Source organism: candidate division WOR-3 bacterium, assembly GCA_029858255.1.
GTDB lineage: Bacteria > Hydrothermota > Tepidihabitantia > SM23-42 > SM23-42 > SM23-42.
Genome location: JAOUFJ010000003.1, coordinates 172,323 through 188,695 on the forward strand (window position 1 = coordinate 172,323; position 16,373 = coordinate 188,695).

At 50.4% G+C, this 16,373-nt stretch carries 10 protein-coding genes; 9 read left to right on the forward strand and 1 reads right to left on the reverse strand.

The window, feature by feature from the left end; translation table 11 throughout:
* Positions 1-23: 23 nt before the first annotated feature.
* Both gyrA and OEV79_03005 read left to right on the forward strand, forming a co-directional pair.
* Positions 24-2,444, forward strand: coding sequence for a DNA gyrase subunit A (gene gyrA / locus OEV79_03000; protein MDH4210398.1), 2,421 nt, complete (start codon positions 24-26; stop codon positions 2,442-2,444).
* Positions 2,441-2,908 carry a cytidine/deoxycytidylate deaminase family protein gene (locus tag OEV79_03005; protein ID MDH4210399.1) on the forward strand — a complete coding sequence of 156 codons (468 nt, stop codon included), beginning with the start codon at positions 2,441-2,443 and terminating at the stop codon, positions 2,906-2,908. The genes gyrA and OEV79_03005 overlap by 4 nt, the downstream gene beginning before the upstream one ends.
* An 81-nt stretch (positions 2,909-2,989) precedes the next feature.
* Here OEV79_03005 and OEV79_03010 read toward each other — a convergent pair whose 3' ends face one another.
* Positions 2,990-5,956 carry an FG-GAP-like repeat-containing protein gene (locus OEV79_03010; GenBank protein ID MDH4210400.1) on the reverse strand — a complete coding sequence of 989 codons (2,967 nt, stop codon included), beginning with the start codon at positions 5,954-5,956 and terminating at the stop codon, positions 2,990-2,992.
* 115 nt (positions 5,957-6,071) lie between these two features.
* Between OEV79_03010 and OEV79_03015 the strand changes: the two genes are divergently transcribed.
* The 7 genes from OEV79_03015 to gltA all read left to right on the forward strand — a co-directional run bounded on the left by OEV79_03015 (position 6,072) and on the right by gltA (position 16,215).
* Positions 6,072-6,986 carry a lysylphosphatidylglycerol synthase domain-containing protein gene (locus OEV79_03015; GenBank protein ID MDH4210401.1) on the forward strand — a complete coding sequence of 305 codons (915 nt, stop codon included), beginning with the start codon at positions 6,072-6,074 and terminating at the stop codon, positions 6,984-6,986.
* A 30-nt stretch (positions 6,987-7,016) separates the two neighbouring features.
* Positions 7,017-9,455: a YfhO family protein gene (locus tag OEV79_03020; GenBank protein MDH4210402.1), complete on the forward strand. Its 2,439-nt coding sequence runs from the start codon at positions 7,017-7,019 to the stop codon at positions 9,453-9,455.
* A 109-nt stretch (positions 9,456-9,564) separates the two neighbouring features.
* Positions 9,565-10,023: an NAD(P)H-dependent oxidoreductase subunit E gene (locus OEV79_03025; protein ID MDH4210403.1), complete on the forward strand. Its 459-nt coding sequence runs from the start codon at positions 9,565-9,567 to the stop codon at positions 10,021-10,023.
* Entirely contained in the window at positions 10,004-11,836 is a 1,833-nt protein-coding gene (gene nuoF / locus OEV79_03030) for an NADH-quinone oxidoreductase subunit NuoF (GenBank protein MDH4210404.1), read from the forward strand. Before OEV79_03025 ends, nuoF begins: the two co-directional genes overlap by 20 nt.
* Positions 11,833-14,013 carry a 2Fe-2S iron-sulfur cluster-binding protein gene (locus OEV79_03035; protein ID MDH4210405.1) on the forward strand — a complete coding sequence of 727 codons (2,181 nt, stop codon included), beginning with the start codon at positions 11,833-11,835 and terminating at the stop codon, positions 14,011-14,013. The genes nuoF and OEV79_03035 overlap by 4 nt, the downstream gene beginning before the upstream one ends.
* Positions 13,998-14,822 (forward strand): sulfide/dihydroorotate dehydrogenase-like FAD/NAD-binding protein, encoded by an 825-nt coding sequence (locus OEV79_03040; protein MDH4210406.1) that lies wholly within the window; start codon positions 13,998-14,000, stop codon positions 14,820-14,822. Before OEV79_03035 ends, OEV79_03040 begins: the two co-directional genes overlap by 16 nt.
* On the forward strand, positions 14,815-16,215 hold the full coding sequence (gltA, locus tag OEV79_03045; protein ID MDH4210407.1) for an NADPH-dependent glutamate synthase: 1,401 nt from the start codon (positions 14,815-14,817) through the stop codon (positions 16,213-16,215). Before OEV79_03040 ends, gltA begins: the two co-directional genes overlap by 8 nt.
* Positions 16,216-16,373 lie beyond the last annotated feature (158 nt).

Below are 16,373 nucleotides of genomic sequence, written 5' to 3' on the forward strand. Positions count from 1 at the left end.
TATTTCCTGGATATAATACTACGATGGAGCAAAGAATAACCAACGTCTACATTGAAGATGAGATCAAAGCATCGTATCTCGACTATGCGATGAGCGTTATTGTCGGCCGGGCGCTGCCCGACGTCCGTGACGGGCTCAAACCGGTCCAGCGGCGCATCCTCTACGCCATGTCTGAAGCTGGCCTGCTCGCGAATCGTCCCTACAAGAAATCAGCCACGGTCATCGGTGATGTGCTGGGCAAATATCACCCGCATGGTGATATGGCGATCTATGATGCCCTCGTGCGTATGGCGCAGGATTTCTCCATGCGCTACGCACTGGTCGACGGGCAAGGCAATTTCGGCTCAATCGATGGTGACGCTCCGGCAGCATACCGCTACACCGAGGCTAAACTCACACCCCTGGCAGAGGAAATCCTCAAGGACCTGAGCAAGGACACGGTGAACTTCACGCCCAATTTCGACGGCCGTCTCAAAGAACCCACGGTCCTGCCTGCCAATGCGCCCAACCTGCTTTGTAACGGTGCCTCGGGCATCGCCGTCGGCATGGCGACGAATATTCCGCCTCACAATCTGGGAGAGATCGTCAAAGCGTTGATCGCGATGATCGATGATCCCAAGATCAAGGACGATGCATTGTACAAAATCGTACCGGGTCCAGACTTTCCAACCGGCGCCATCATCATCGGACGGGCGGGCATCAAACAAGCGTACCGGACCGGCAAGGGGAAACTGATAATCAGAGGAAAAGCCAGGATCGAAGATATCAAGTCAGGTAAACAGGCAATTGTGATTACGGAAATCCCCTATCAAGTAAACAAGAGTACTTTGCTCGAAAAGATCGCAGGTCTCGCACGTCAGAAAAAGGTCGAAGATATCTCAGACCTGCGTGACGAATCGGATAAAGACGGAATCAGGATCGTCATCGAGCTGAAACGGGATGCTAATCCCCAGATCGTCCTGAATAACCTATACAAGTACACGAATCTGCAAGTGCCCTATGGCATACAGTTACTGGCTCTCGTTTCCGACACTCCGCATACGTTATCCTTGCGCGAAATACTCCAACATTTCCTTGATTTCAGATACGAAGTCGTAACGCGGCGCACAAAATTCGAACTCGCCGAAGCTGAGCGAAGGGCTCATATTCTTGAAGGTTTAAAAATAGCGATCGAGAATATCGATGAAGTAGTGAAAATAATAAAGAAATCCCAGGATGTCCAGGTGGCTAGGCAGAAGTTGATGAAACGCTTTTCACTCAGCGAAATCCAAGCCCAGGCCATTTTAGACATGCGTCTTGCCCGGCTCACTAATCTGGAAAAGGAAACCCTTGAGAACGAATACCTTGCTCTGATAAAGGAGATCGCCCGGTTGAAGTCGATCTTGAAATCACCGAAAGGCATCTTCCAGGTCATAAAAGATGAATTGAAGAAGCTTGCCGAGCGGTATCATGATTCCAGAAGAACGATCATTGTCGACGCCGAAGCCGAGGAGTTGACGATCGAAGATCTGATCGGCGAAGAAGACATGGTCGTCAGCCTCACCCAGCGCGGCTACATAAAGAGACAGCCGATAACGACATACCGGAACCAGGCACGCGGTGGCCATGGCCGTAAAATACATGAGGTGCGCGGTGAGGATGTGGCCAATCAATTGCTGATTTCAAAGACGACCGATACCCTGCTCTTCTTCTCGGACCAGGGCAAGGTCTACGCTTCAAAGGTCTATGAGATCCCGGAGTCCGGTCCCCTTTCCAAAGGTCGTGCCCTGGCCAATCTCGTTCAGCTGGCCTCTAACGAGCACATCACCGCCTGCCTGTCGATCAAGGACTTCTCCTCCAAGTCATTCATCTTCATGGCGACAAAGATGGGCAAAGTGAAGAAAACATCTTTAGAGGACTATGAGAACACAAGAAAAAAAGGTATCATCGCGATCAAACTTGCCCGCAATGATAGATTGATCGCAGCAAGATTGACATCGGGGAAGGACTCGGTGTTGCTCACGACCCGTGATGGTCTAACCCTCCGTTTCAGCGAAAAACACATTAGACCAATGGGCCGCAACGCGGGTGGGGTCAGAGGCATCCGCCTGGGTAAAGGCAATGAAGTCGTTGGGTTCAACGTTGCGTGCACCGATGAGGATATGCTGATCGTCGGCGAGCGCGGTATCGGCAAGCGGGTCAAATTCGATGCGATCGGGGAAAAAGGCCGCGGTGGAAAAGGTATGAAGGGCATGACCATTGACGCCAAGACCGGCAAGGTAGCAGGCGTCGCAAGTGTGAGCGATGCCGACGATCTGATCGTCATGACAAAAACCGGTAAGGTCATAAGGACACCGGTGAACGAAGTAAGGGTGTTAGGCCGTACGGCAAAAGGTGTGAAGATCATCGCATTGGGAAAAGAAGATTCCGTGGTGAGTATTGCCCCGATCAAAGCAAGCGTGTGAAGACCAAAAAAAATTCCAAGAGAAGAAAACCCTGGGATCAATATTTCATGTCGATCGCCGAATTAGTTGCCGAGCGGTCGACCTGCCTCCGTCGCCACGTTGGCGCGGTCATCGTAAAGGACAAACGCATCCTGGCTACGGGTTACAACGGCGCGCCAGGCGGTGTGCCCCACTGTGAAGACGTAGGATGCCTGCGCGGTAAAATGGGTGTGGCCTCGGGCGAGCGCCACGAGCTATGCCGCGGCGTCCATGCCGAACAGAATGCGCTCATCCAGGCAGCCACATTTGGAGCCAGCGTGAGCGGTGCGATAATCTATACGACTCACCAACCTTGCTTCATTTGCACCAAGATGCTCATCAATGCGAAGATCGAGAAGATATGCTACAAAAAAGAGTATCCTGACGAGCTGGCGATCGGCATGCTAAAAGAAGCCGACATCGATTTCGCGAAGATCGATAAGTAAAAACCATCACTCCATCATACTTTAGGTAACTATCGAAAGGAACAATACAATACCTTTGTGCCACGCATGTACGCAAATTTCTCAACGTAGAACCGTCATCGACTTCGTGGCAACAAAATCGCCTGCAATGAGACGATAGAAATATACGCCGCTCGGCAGTGCCCTACCGCCAACATCGTTTACATCCAAACATTTCTGATAGTAACCAAATGCAAGGTCATCATCCATTAGTACGGCAATTTCTTTACCCGTTACATCATAAATTTTGATCTCCGCATGGCACGCGTCCGGCAGTGCAAAATTCACCGTCGTCAACCTACCGCACGGATTTGGCCGGTTCTGGTCAAGCGTAAATCCTGATGGTCGCAAGTGGTCTTGCTTATGCTCGAAAACAGATGACTGCGTGATCGTAAAATCCCCGTCGCTTTGATCACAGTTCTGCGTGCATGAAAGATGAGTGATCTTCACCCTACCTTGAGTTGTTGGCGTATTGGGTACATGCCAAACATAAGTCCCGGTGTCCGGCGCATCGGCATTGACCACGAGCCAGTTTGATCCAGCGTTGGTTGTGTATTCAATGAAAACACTGCCCCCAATGCCCGACTGAGCCCACGTGATATCATGGTCCTGGCCTATGTACCATGTTTCTCCACCACATGGTGCTGTGAGCAACAGTTGGCTGCAAATACCAAAATCATCATTGCTAAAATCAAAGAGCAAGGGATCGCTGACACTCAGTATCTTGACCCGATAGTCAACACCGGGCAGCTGACCAGCGGGGATAGCCCAGTCATAAGCACCGTCATTGGCAGTGCTGTCTGTGATCGTGACATTGAAATTACCAGCTTTGTAGAGGTCGATCTTGATATTCCCACTGATACCGATGGCCGCCCATGTTATCTCGCTTGACGTTCCTCGAATCCAACATTCACCACCGTTGGGTGCAGTGACCGTGATATCATATTCGGTAATCGTGAAATCGGCATCACTCTCATCATAGTTCTCCGGGCACGAAACATGACTCACCCTGACTCTAGCCAGATTGCTTGGTGTGTTGGGTACGCTCCAATCATAGATGCCGCCATCCGGCGTGCCGGTAACAACAGTGTCCCAGCTTGAACCCGCGTCCGTAGAGTACTCCAGTAGTACGTTCCCACCGATACCCGAACTTGCCCATGTGACATCATAGCTCTGACCAATATGCCAGATTTCGCCGCCGTTTGGCACGGTCAATACAAGCTGACTGCAGATGCTGAAATCGGCATCACTGAAGCCGTAGAGTCCCGGATCGCTGACACTCGATATCTTGACCGTATAGTCAATGCCTGGCAACTGGTCAACAGGGATACTCCAACTATACGAACCGTTGTTTGTTGTACTGCTAGTTATTACAGAATTAAAGGTTCCACCCTTGTAGAGCTCGATCTTGACATCACCGCCGATTCCACTGTACCAGTTGATATCGTACGAATTTCCTCTTGTCCAGCATTCACCCCCGTTAGGAGAAACCAGGGTGAAAGGCTCGGTGCTGTAGTATATCCGGACCTCGTACAGGCTCGGGAAGTAAGCCGGGTTAGTATAGTTGAATGATATCTTGTATTGGATGTAGCGAGCATCCAGCGAGTCAGGCACGGCCTCGCCGTTGCTCAAAATACACCAATCTGACCAGGATGGATCATGAGAAGGTGTATCACCGGTTCGCACAGCAAAGAAAATCGAAGTCCCAGGCGGCAGGCTATCATCCCATTGCACGATGCCCCAGTCAGCCGTCTCAGCAGCATCAAAAACCGACGAGACATACGGTTCACTGTATGTCCGATCGTAGACATTCCCGATTTCACGGAACATCGCGTGATGATCATAATTCGCTGACAATGTAGCATATGAAGTATAGTCCGGTCCCCAGAATATGTGGCTGTACGAAGTTGGATTGTAGTTATTGCAGAAGATATCCAGATCTCCATCCTGGTCAAGATCTGCAATAAGCCCTCCGGTAGCCGTTATCGCTACACCAATGTTGCTGGTATCATTTTCTGAATACCCCGAGGCACTTCCCCAGAATATTTCTTGTTGATGGTTTCCATAACCACCCCGGTGAAAAAGAATATCAAGATAGTTGTCGGAATTCAGATGTGCCACAGCACTTCCACCGAAGCAAGGTCCTGTATTCAAAACCTGCATATTAGCCGCTGAATAGCCTGCGGCACTTCCCCAATAGATATATTTCTGGCTACTTTCCCAAGATGTAAATATCAAATCCAGATAAGTGTCATTATCAAGGTCGGCAACCGAAGCACCATGACTGGTATTAGGGCCATTGAGCAATGTAAAGTACGAACCCATAAACCCGTTGCTGCTGCCCCAGTATATGGTGTTGTCCTGGTAATCAGTATTGACATAGAGAATATCGAGCCAGTTATCATGGTCAAAATCAGCCACTTCAATATTGTGAACACCCCAGGCAACCGGAAGGTCAGTACGGTCTGCTGTTGAGTAACCAACTGATGAACCCCAGAACACGGTACCGTAACCATCCACAACCTGCTGTCCCGTTGCGATATCCAAATAGCCGTCTTTATTGAAGTCGGCGACGAACACACCCTGACGCGCTGTCGTAATCGTGTTCAAAGAAAACTGATTTGCCTGACTGGGACCAGCCGGGCCACCCCAGTAGATCGTGAGTCTTGGTATGCTCCGGTGTGATACGATGAAATCAGCATAGCCGTCTGCATTCAGGTCCGCAGCATCACAGTTATCCGCCCCGCTGGTCGGAAAAACTGTACTGGTCAAATAGCCACCTGCGCTTCCCCAGTGGATCTGAGCGGCCGGACCACCTGCATCGGCCGTAAATAGATCGATGTAGCCGTCGTTGTTGAGATCAAATCTCGGTACGAATTCGACAGCACCACCACCATGGTGCGAGGCAAAGAGATTACGTTCGTAGAGACCATCCTGGAAATCTTCTTGCGAGGTTTCGATCCACATTTCCTGAGAAAAACCCAGGCAGGATAAGCAAACAAAAAATACAAGAAAATATCTATACTTCATATCTACCTCCAGCTAAATTATAATACCACGGGCAAACATGTCAAGAGCAATCCACGTGCCACGCACTTTTACTACTATTCATTGACAAGATAACCAATCAGTATATATTTAACATGTGAAAATCCTGCAGCGTATTCTGACAGCGGTTCTTGTCGGTGTAATATTTTTCTTCCTGGCCCGCAGCCTTATTGTAAACTGGACGCAAATTCCCTTCACAGAACTCAGGTTCAACACACTCTATATTATCATATCCTTTTTATGCCTGGTAGTATATTTCTCCCTGCTTACCCGTGGATGGTCGAGCATCGTGGCCGAGCTGGGCAGCAAGGTACCATACGGAAAAGCATTCTGGATCGTGTCGACCTCCCAGATCGCCAAGTATGTGCCCGGCGGCATATGGTATACGGTTGGCCGAGTCTACTTAGCGAGGACAGAAAAAGTTAAAGAAGAGATCGGTCTGGTGAGCGTGGTTTTCGAGACTCTGCTGCTCATGCTGACCAATCTGGTCATATTCTTGATATCGGTCAACTTCATTCGCGGCAACACGCATCTGAGCCCTTTTTTGTCAGTTGCGTTCATTGTCGTGATCCTCATCTTACTCTATCCCCCTCTGTTAAACATGCTGCTCAATCTAGGTCTTCGCATAATAAAAAAACCCGCGGTCAAACTCCAAGCCCGATATCTTAGTATCCTCAAGGTATCGATGTATTTCTTTGTGCTCTGGTTAGCGCAGATTGCCGGCTACTACTTTCTCATCAATTCCATCTATCCGATCGGAGTATCACAGCTGCCAAATCTCGCCACAGCATACACCCTGTCCTGGATAACTGGTTTCATCGTATTGTTCGCACCAGGCGGTCTCGGCGTCAGGGAAGGCATGATGACATTGCTCCTCTCATCCATCTTGCCCCTGCCCCTTGCCATTGCCATCAGCTTCATTACCCGTGTCTGGATCACCATCTTTGAGGTATTGATATTCTTCGCAGGGTTGGTCATCCGGCGCAAAACGAAGACAAGGACGGCGCCTTGACTATGAACGGAAAATTCCTATACTTGAACAATGAGTAAGAAATCAAAAGAAAAGAAAGTCCAGCAGCAGGAAACAAAACCCTTTCTTCTCGAGATACACTGGGAGAAATTCATCATCGCCCTTCTATTCATTTTACCCCTGATCTATTTTTTCTCGTTCCTCAGCGCTGACAGGATGATCGCCGGATCCGATTACTTGATCGGCGGTTACCCCTTTGAAAAATGGATCGGCGAACAGGAAAACATGCCCTTGTGGTATCCCCATATTTTTGGAGGCGTGCCTGTACTTGGCTCACCGGTTGGCGGCCCGCTGGCGCCGCTGGCGCAACTAAGAGAAATCATACCGCCACACGTGGTCCTCGCTCTCTCGTTCATAGTATTCCTCTTCCTCGCCGGTCTGGGTATGTACCTGTATCTCAAGGCCATAGGGCTGTCGCCCTATTCTGCCGCACTGGGCGCGGTGATATACCAATTCATCGGCAACCTGGCAACGACCCCGGCTGCCGGACATGCTGGCCGCGCCGCAAGCATCGCCATGTTCCCGCTTATGTTATTTTTCATTCACTCGGGGATGAGATCCAAACGAATTCTCTATTTCTTGCTCGCCGCTCTGACAACTGCTTTTGCTTTTTATGAAGGGCATTTCCAGATCACCTACTACGGTCTTATATTGATATTTGCATATGTTGTCTACTACCTGATCGCCCACCGCAAGGACTACTCTAAAAAAGATGTCATGAAGGTCCTCGGTTACGGTCTTCTAACTGTGACCATCATCTGTCTGCTCATGGCTGCCATCTGGCTGCCCGTGCTCAGCGGCCTCGGCACTGCGGCGCGCGGTGTAGAGCGGGGCTACGAGTATGCGACCTCCTGGGCAATGCCCCCATTGGAGATCATAGACCTCTTCATCCCGACATTCTCCGGAATTCTCGACAAGTACTGGGGCATGAACAGCTTCAAGATCCACCTTGAATACTTTGGCGTCATTGCCATAATCCTTGCTGCTTTTGCAGTCGTATTGTGGTGGAGAAAACGCTATGTTAAATTCTATGCGATCACGGCACTCGTAGCAGTTCTCATAGCGATCGGCAGCGCTACACCTTTCTTCAGAATTCCCTATGCTCTGATCCCAGGCTTCAGATTATTCCGGGCGCCGGCGCTTATCTTCTACCTTGCCGGTTTCAGCATGACCGTGCTCGGAGCGATCGCGTTTGAAAACATCTTTGTCAAAAAGAAAGATGTGAATTCTAAGAAGTTGTTCACCATCGCCGGCATCGCGGTTGCGCTCTTCGTTTTGATCGCGCTCGTCTTCTCTGTCGGCGGCGATTCGCTGGTCCGTTCGCTGCAGGATGCAATGAAAGACAGGCAGCTTTCTCTCTGGGGAACTCAGGCCGCGCGCGTGAAATTGTCAAACATTCAAAAAAACTTCCCGAGTCTGATCGGCGGCGCATGGCGCACCGCTCTGTTTGCGGCGCTGGTCGCCGGGTTCATCTACCTCGCCGTCAAACACAAAGTAAAGGTATGGATTTTTTCGTTACTGTTCATCGTTGCCGCATTGTCTGACCAGCTGACTCTCGTATCCAAATTTCTGCCCAAGGCACCAGCGCCGGAGCAGTATTATGCTGCTGATGATGTAACGCGATTCCTCAAAGAGGATCCAACGATATTCCGCGCCTTCCCCACTCCCTGGTATGAACATGCTTCGGATTTGTTCCTTCTATACCACAACGTCCAGAGCGCCGGGGGCTATGTCCCCAACCCGCTCAAACGGTATCAGGAATTCATCGGTGCAGGACAGAGCGTCATGTTCACGCCGACCAACTTGATCCAGTATCCTAATTTCATTGACATACTGAATATCAAGTACATCATCGCTCCGACCCTCCCCGAGGACATTACGCAATTTGACCCACAGGTTCAGGCCCTCGTCATGCGGATCAAGGCATTCCTGTCGAGGTTTCAGCGCGCTTTCACTGGACGGCGATACACGGTATACCAGAATCAACACGTAATACCCAGAGCGTACCTCGTTCATGATTACGAAGTATACGATGGGTCAGAGATGATGAACATCCTTAAATCGCAGAGTCACGACCCTCGTACCACCGTACTGCTCGAGCAAGATCCCGGGCTTCCAGTACCAGGATTTTCAGAAAATGTCCTATCTGATGCAGTCGAACTGCTCCAATATACGCCCAATGAGATAATATGCCTCGTCGAGACAGAACTCCCTGGCTTCCTGGTGATCGCTGACAACTGGCATCCGGACTGGCAGGCATTCGTGGATGGAAAAGAAAGCAAAACATATGTCGCCAACCATACTGTCAGGGCCGTTCATGTAACGGCAGGGCAACATGAAATAGTAATGAAATACCTATCAAGGGGCTTTATCCTCGGCAGGGTCGTCTCAATTATTACACTTTTCCTCACGATTGGCATCGTTGCGATCAGCATAAAATTCAAGTTCTAACCCGCCCCACAGGCGCGAAGATTTCCCATACAGAGTCATATTCAGAGAGCTGTTAATTACGTGCACCAGATACTTGATTTTTTTGTTCATATGTATATACTAGAAGCTAATGAAAAAAATCGAAAAAATCCTCACACAAAACGAATACCGAAAAGAGAGAATAATTCAGATACTCAACGACATTCAAAAGATTCACAACTATTTGCCAAAGGATGTTCTCCAGTATATCAGCCAGCGGTTACGATTGCCGCTCAGCGAAATATACAGCATTGCCACTTTCTATGCGGCTTTCAGTCTTAAACCGCGCGGCAAACATCTGGTCACGGTCTGTATGGGTACTGCCTGTCACGTGCGCGGCGCCCCCGCAGTTCTGAACCGGCTGGAAGAAAGGTTAGGAGTAAAATCCGGCGGAACGACCGGAGACAATCAATTCACACTGAAGACAGTAAACTGTCTTGGTGCTTGCGCCCTTGCCCCCATTGTGGTAGTCGATGAAGAATACCATGGCCAGACAACAGTGAATAAAGTAGACAGACTCGTTACGACCTATGAGAAAGACGAAAAGTAGCCGGGAATATCGTCAGCATTTGTTGGTTTGCGCCGGCACAGGTTGCGTGGCAAATCATTCATTCGACATCAAAGAAGGGCTCGAAAAAGAGATCATCGAGAAAGGGCTGCAGGACGAGATACAGGTCATCACCACTGGCTGCCAGGGTTTTTGCGAACGCGGTCCTATTGTCATTGTCCAGCCGGATGGAATATTTTACCAGCGTATCAAGAAAAAGGAAATTCCCCGCCTGGTCGAAGAACATCTGCTGAAAGGTCGGCCGGTGAAGGAACTGATGTACGTACCGTCGCCAGAGGAAGCTCCCGTGCCGAGGATGATGGACATCGATTTTTTCAAACACCAGCGTCTGATCGTCCTGAGAAATCGCGGGCGCCTTGACCCGGAAAATATCGAAGAGTATATCGGCTTCAATGGCTACGGGGCGCTGGAAACCGCACTCACCAAAATGACTCCTGAACAAATTATAAGAGAGGTCAAAAATTCAGGGCTGCGCGGACGCGGTGGCGCTGGTTTTCCTACCGGCAAAAAATGGGAACTCTGCCGTCAAGAAAAGGGGCGGGAAAAGTACATAATCTGTAATGGAGACGAAGGCGACCCGGGCGCTTTCATGGACCGCAGCGTTCTGGAAGCCGATCCCCATTCGGTGATCGAGGGACTCATCATCGGTGCCAGGGCAATCGGCGCACACAAGGGTTTCGTCTACGTCCGCAGCGAGTATCCTCTTGCGGTGAAGCGCCTGAAAATAGCACTGCGCCAAGCCCGTGAATACGGTCTGTTAGGAGAAAATATCCTGGGTACCGGCTTTGACTTTGACATCGAAGTAATCCAGGGTGCGGGCGCGTTTGTGTGCGGAGAAGAAACAGCCTTGATAGCCTCGATCGAGGGCAGGGTCGGCAGGCCCCGGCAAAGGCCGCCCTATCCTTCTGAAAAAGGCCTTTGGGGAAAACCGACAAACATTAATAACGTAGAGACCTGGACCAATGTGCCGATGATTATTCAGCGCGGAGCAAAATGGTTCTCGTCGATCGGCACCAAAACCAGCAAAGGTACAAAGATATTCTCGCTCGTGGGCAAAATCAACAATACCGGACTCGTCGAAGTACCCATGGGCATCACGATGCGCGAGATCATATATGACATCGGCGGCGGTATACCTCAGGGCAAAGAATTCAAGGCAGTACAAACCGGCGGTCCTTCGGGCGGATGCATTCCGAAAAATATGCTCGACCTGCCAATCGATTACGAGAGCTTGACCCGGGCTGGCTCTATGATGGGTTCGGGCGGCATGATCGTAATGGACGAAGACACCTGCATGGTCGATGTGGCGCGCTATTTCATCAATTTTACCCAGGAAGAGTCCTGCGGAAAGTGCCCACCCTGTCGCATGGGAACAAAACACATGGTCTATATTCTGGATCGGATCACACGCGGACAGGGCACGGAAAACGATATCCAGACCCTTGAGAGTATTGCGGAGAATGTTAAACTCTCTTCGCTGTGCGGACTGGGACAGACAGCACCCAATCCTGTTCTGACGACACTAAAGTACTTCAAGGACGAGTACGTAGCACATATCAAGGAGAAACGCTGCCCGGCACTTGTGTGCCAGAACCTTATTTCCTATGTCATCGATCCCGAACTGTGTGGTGGCTGCACGGTTTGCGCAAAAAACTGCCCGAATGACGCGATCGATGGCGAACCAAAGAAAGTCTATAGAATCGATCAAGAAAAATGCACAAAGTGCGGCATCTGCATCACCATATGTCCTCCGAAATTCAATGCGGTCAAGAAAGTATCTCCATCGCTAACATGATAACGATAACGATCAATGGCAAGCGTATAAAGGCAAAAAAGGGTGAAACCGTCCTGAGGATCGCTGAACGTGCCGGTATCAGGATCCCGACCCTGTGTTATCATAAGGACCTGACACCTTACGGAGGCTGCCGTCTCTGTATTGTCGAGGTGAAAGGTACAAGAATACCGCTCACTGCATGCACCCTGAATGCTGAGCATGGCATGGTTATCAAGACCGACACACCGCATTTGCGCAACTTGCGCAGATTCACCCTTCAGCTGATGTTATCAGAGCACCCAAATGCGTGCCTCATTTGCGAACGCGAAGCAGATTGTGCCAATTTTCAGGAATGCATAAAAAAATCAGCGGTCACCTTTGGGTGCAAGTCCTGTCCCCAGAACGAAAACTGTGCCTTGCAGGACATGGTACGAGAGCTTGGAATAAAGGATATTCCTTTCGACTTCCGGTATCGCGGTCTCGAATTAGAACGGCACGACCCGTTCTTTGACCGCGACTACAATTTGTGTATATTATGCGGCCGGTGCATCCGCGTGTGCGACGAGATAAGAGGCGCTCACACCCTAGCATTCCACCACCGCGGACCTGACACCCTGGTCGGCACCGCTTTTGATCTGCCTCATCTTGAATCGGACTGTCAATTCTGCGGTGCCTGTGTCGATTTCTGTCCAACCGGTGCGTTGAGGGGCAGATTCAGCCGATATGATAAACCGCCTGAAAAGGTAGTAAAGACTACCTGTATGCTGTGTAGTGTTGGATGCCAGATCGATCTCAATGTTTCCGAAGAGAAAATCACCTGTTCAACCCCGCACGACAGTCAACTCTGCGCGCGGGGGCGCTTTGGCATCGCGCCGCTCGTTCACCATCCCAAACGTATCACCGTACCGCTGATGAAAAAAGGTGATGCGGTGATCGAAGTCGAATGGGCTGAAGCACTGGCTTTCGTGGCCAGTAAGCTGCATGAGTACAGAAATCATACCGGCGTTCTGCTCACACCCGAGCTGACCAGCGAAGCGATCGGTAAGGTCTATTCGCTTGCCGACCTTGCAAAGATGAAGATTGCCGTTGAGATGGATCCAGATAACATGCCAGAGGCGTTGAATTTGACCAGAGCCAAAGGCAAGGTAGCCTTTGTTATCTTGAACACGGACCTGGTGGCTGATTACTCGGTTCTGCTCCTCGGACTTCGTAAGAGATACAAGAATAATGCAGTATTCATCGTCATCGATCCAGTTGTCGGACGCTCGAATCGCTTTGCGGATGCGGTGCTCAACCCGGTCCAAGGAGCAGAAAATGACGTTCTCCAACTGCTCTCGGGATCCAAAAGGACAAACAGTAAAACGGGTATCCCGGCCGCGGAAATCGAAGCGGCAAAAAGTCTGATCAGCGGCAGAAAGATTTTTGTATTATACGATCCAGCGAACGCACCATCAGCAAAGATCAAGAAACCGCTAAATGCATTGCCCCTGCACAGCAAGAGCAACATGCTGACGATAGCCGGGCTGGGATTTGACAGCACACCTGGACAAATGCTGGCGGACAAGAATATCGATTGTCTCTACGCTATCGGCAGTGCTTCAGATCTGAGCAGGAAATACAAGACGGTGATCGTTCAGGACTGCTTCCTGCCAGACTTTGAATTTGATGTGTTCCTGCCGGCCGCCACTTTTGCCGAATCAAACGGCAGCGTCCAGGACATCAGCGGCAAATCGAAAAATGTGCGCTGCGCCACCGCACCGGCGGGCAAAGCGATGCCCGACGATAAGATCATCGATGAACTGGCTCGCACCATGAACATCAGACTCAAGAAAAGACTTCAGAAGCGAACAGCAAAGAGAACGAAGAGAATCCACCCTTCCAAGGTCAGCAAAAAGTATCCGTTGACTTTGATCGCACGGCAGAACACGTATGGATATCGTAACAAAACGCTCTCAGCCGTTTTGAAGGGGTTCGATCGTTTGCGCGGGGACAGATGCATATGGTTGAACGAGAGGACCGCTGCGAAATACAGATTGAAGGAAGGAATGAACGCGACTTTGGCTGGACCTTATGGTGCACACACTGCACGCGTTAAGATCAGTTCCTCTATACCCGATGATGCTGTTTTGATCTATTATCATCAATCAACCAGAAACTTTGCTGCCGGACCAGTGAGGATAGAATGTATAAGATCTTAAAACGGGAAAAGATAGTCCCGAACATACATCATCTTGTCATCGAATCCGATGTCATCCACACGAACGCCCAGGCAGGTGAATTCATCGTTGTCCGCGCCGACGAACCAGGTGAACGCATTCCCCTCAATCTCGTTGACTGGAATGAAAAAAGCGTAAGCGCGGTATTCATGGAGATCGGCACTTCGACAAGAAAACTTGCTGCTCTCAAAGCCGGCGATGAAATCGCGACTCTGGTGGGCCCTCTGGGTAAACCCACCGAAATGTTAAAGGACAAAAATATCCTTTGCGTTGGTGGATGCTACGGTATTGGTGCACTCCTGCCAGTCATACGGGCGTTCAAAAAGAACGGCAACCGTATCATCACGGCGATCGAGGCACGCAGCGAATTCCTTCTCTACTGGCAGGAAAGGCTGAAGGAATATAGCGATGATTTCTACGAGATAACACGCGACGGTACCAGAGGATTCAAGGGTCACGTGAACGATTTCCTTGCTGGCTACCTGAAACAGAACAAGGTTGACATGGTGTACGTGCAGGGCTGCACATACCTCACTTATCTAACATCAGAAACAACGCGCCCGCTTGAAGTCAAGACCATCGTTGGTCTCAATCCCATAATGGTCGACGCGACCGGGATGTGCGGCGTCTGCCGTGTCATCGTTGCGGGCGAAACAAAATTCGGGTGCGTCGATGGACCGGAATTCGACGGACATAAGGTTGATTGGGAGAACCTTCTATCGCGCCGCAAAATTTATCTGAAAGAGGAAGTCTATTCCTTGAGTTTCTACGAGTGTGAAACCTATGGCTAGTAAGATCATACCAAAGAAAACCCCGATGCGCGAACGTCCTGCCAAGGAGCGGATCAAGGGTTACAACGAGGTTCCTTACGGGTACAATGACCAGGAAGCCATTGCCGAGGCAAAGCGCTGTTTGCAGTGCAAAAAACCCACCTGTGTGCAGGGCTGTCCGGTCGAGATCGACATTCCTGGTTTTATCAAATTTATCGCCGAGGCAGATTTCGCGAATGCGATAAAACGACTGAAAGAGAAGAATGTCTTGCCTGCAGTATGCGGCCGCGTCTGCCCACAGGAGGATCAGTGCGAGAAACTATGCGTCCTGGCGAAAAAATATGAACCGGTTGCGATCGGACGTCTGGAAAGATTCGCCGCGGACCGGGAGTCAACCCAGGGTGAAACATCCATTCCGGCAATCCCACCTTCGACAGGAAAGAAAGTTGCCGTGATAGGAGCCGGGCCGGGTGGTCTGACCGTTGCCGGCGACCTTGTCATGCTCGGTCACGACATCACTATGTTCGAAGCTTTGCATAAACCCGGCGGTGTATTGGTATACGGCATTCCAGAATTCAGACTGCCGAAAGCGATCATCTACAGGGAAGTCGACTACCTCTTACAATGCGGGGTGAAACTTTACCTCGACTACGTCGTGGGCAAGACCAAAACGATAGACCAGTTATTGCAGGAATTCGATGCCGTGTATATCGGCACAGGCGCTGGCCTTCCGTGGTTCATGAACATCCCGGGTGAAAACCTCAACGGCGTGTATTCTGCAAACGAGTACCTCACGCGGGCAAATCTAATGAAAGCATATCTCTTCCCTGAATATGACACGCCCATAATTCGCGGGAAACGCGTTGCGGTAATAGGCGGCGGTAACGTTGCCATGGATTGTGCGCGCACCGCCCTGCGGCTTGGCGCCGACGAGGTGAGGATCGTGTACCGGCGTTCGCTCAAGGAAATGCCCGCACGTACCGAAGAAATCCATCACGCCCAGGAAGAAGGCATAATCTTTGAATACCTTACCCTGCCGATAAAATACACGGGCGACGACCACTTCTGGGTAAAGGATATGGAATGTATCAGAATGCAGCTTGGCGAGCCAGACGCGTCGGGCAGGCGGCGACCCGTGCCGATAGAAGGCTCAAATTTCGTCGCGGCGGTCGATACTGTAGTATGTGCCATAGGCCAGAGTCCCAATCCCCTCATACCTCAAACCACACCCGACATAAAGATCGGAAAATGGGGAAATATCGAAATCGACGAGAAAACCGGCAGAACATCTAAGAAAGGATGCTGGGCAGGTGGTGATGTTGTGCGCGGTGGTGCTACAGTGATCCTCGCGATGGGCGACGCCCGCATCGCTGCCCGTTCCATCAACGAATACCTGACAACCGGCATCTGGTAACACGATTCAAAACAAACAAAACCTATCCGGATCAGTATAAAACCGTTGAATACCTGTCTATTTTTTATGCACGAACCCGGCGGATTCTGAAGTGTTATGTTATTTCGAACTCGCCCTTGCCGACGTATACACATCTGCCGCCGATCTCGATGGAGTAT

Bases quoted from the DNA above. Each gene is read 5' to 3' on its own strand.
- gyrA (MDH4210398.1), top strand. From the start codon at position 24: ATGGAGCAAAGAATAACCAACGTCTACATTGAAGATGAGATCAAAGCA.
- OEV79_03010 (MDH4210400.1), bottom strand. From the start codon at position 5,956: ATGAAGTATAGATATTTTCTTGTATTTTTTGTTTGCTTATCCTGCCTG.
- OEV79_03020 (MDH4210402.1), top strand. From the start codon at position 7,017: ATGAGTAAGAAATCAAAAGAAAAGAAAGTCCAGCAGCAGGAAACAAAA.
- OEV79_03025 (MDH4210403.1), top strand. From the start codon at position 9,565: ATGAAAAAAATCGAAAAAATCCTCACACAAAACGAATACCGAAAAGAG.
- nuoF (MDH4210404.1), top strand. From the start codon at position 10,004: ATGAGAAAGACGAAAAGTAGCCGGGAATATCGTCAGCATTTGTTGGTT.
- OEV79_03035 (MDH4210405.1), top strand. From the start codon at position 11,833: ATGATAACGATAACGATCAATGGCAAGCGTATAAAGGCAAAAAAGGGT.
- OEV79_03040 (MDH4210406.1), top strand. From the start codon at position 13,998: ATGTATAAGATCTTAAAACGGGAAAAGATAGTCCCGAACATACATCAT.
- gltA (MDH4210407.1), top strand. From the start codon at position 14,815: ATGGCTAGTAAGATCATACCAAAGAAAACCCCGATGCGCGAACGTCCT.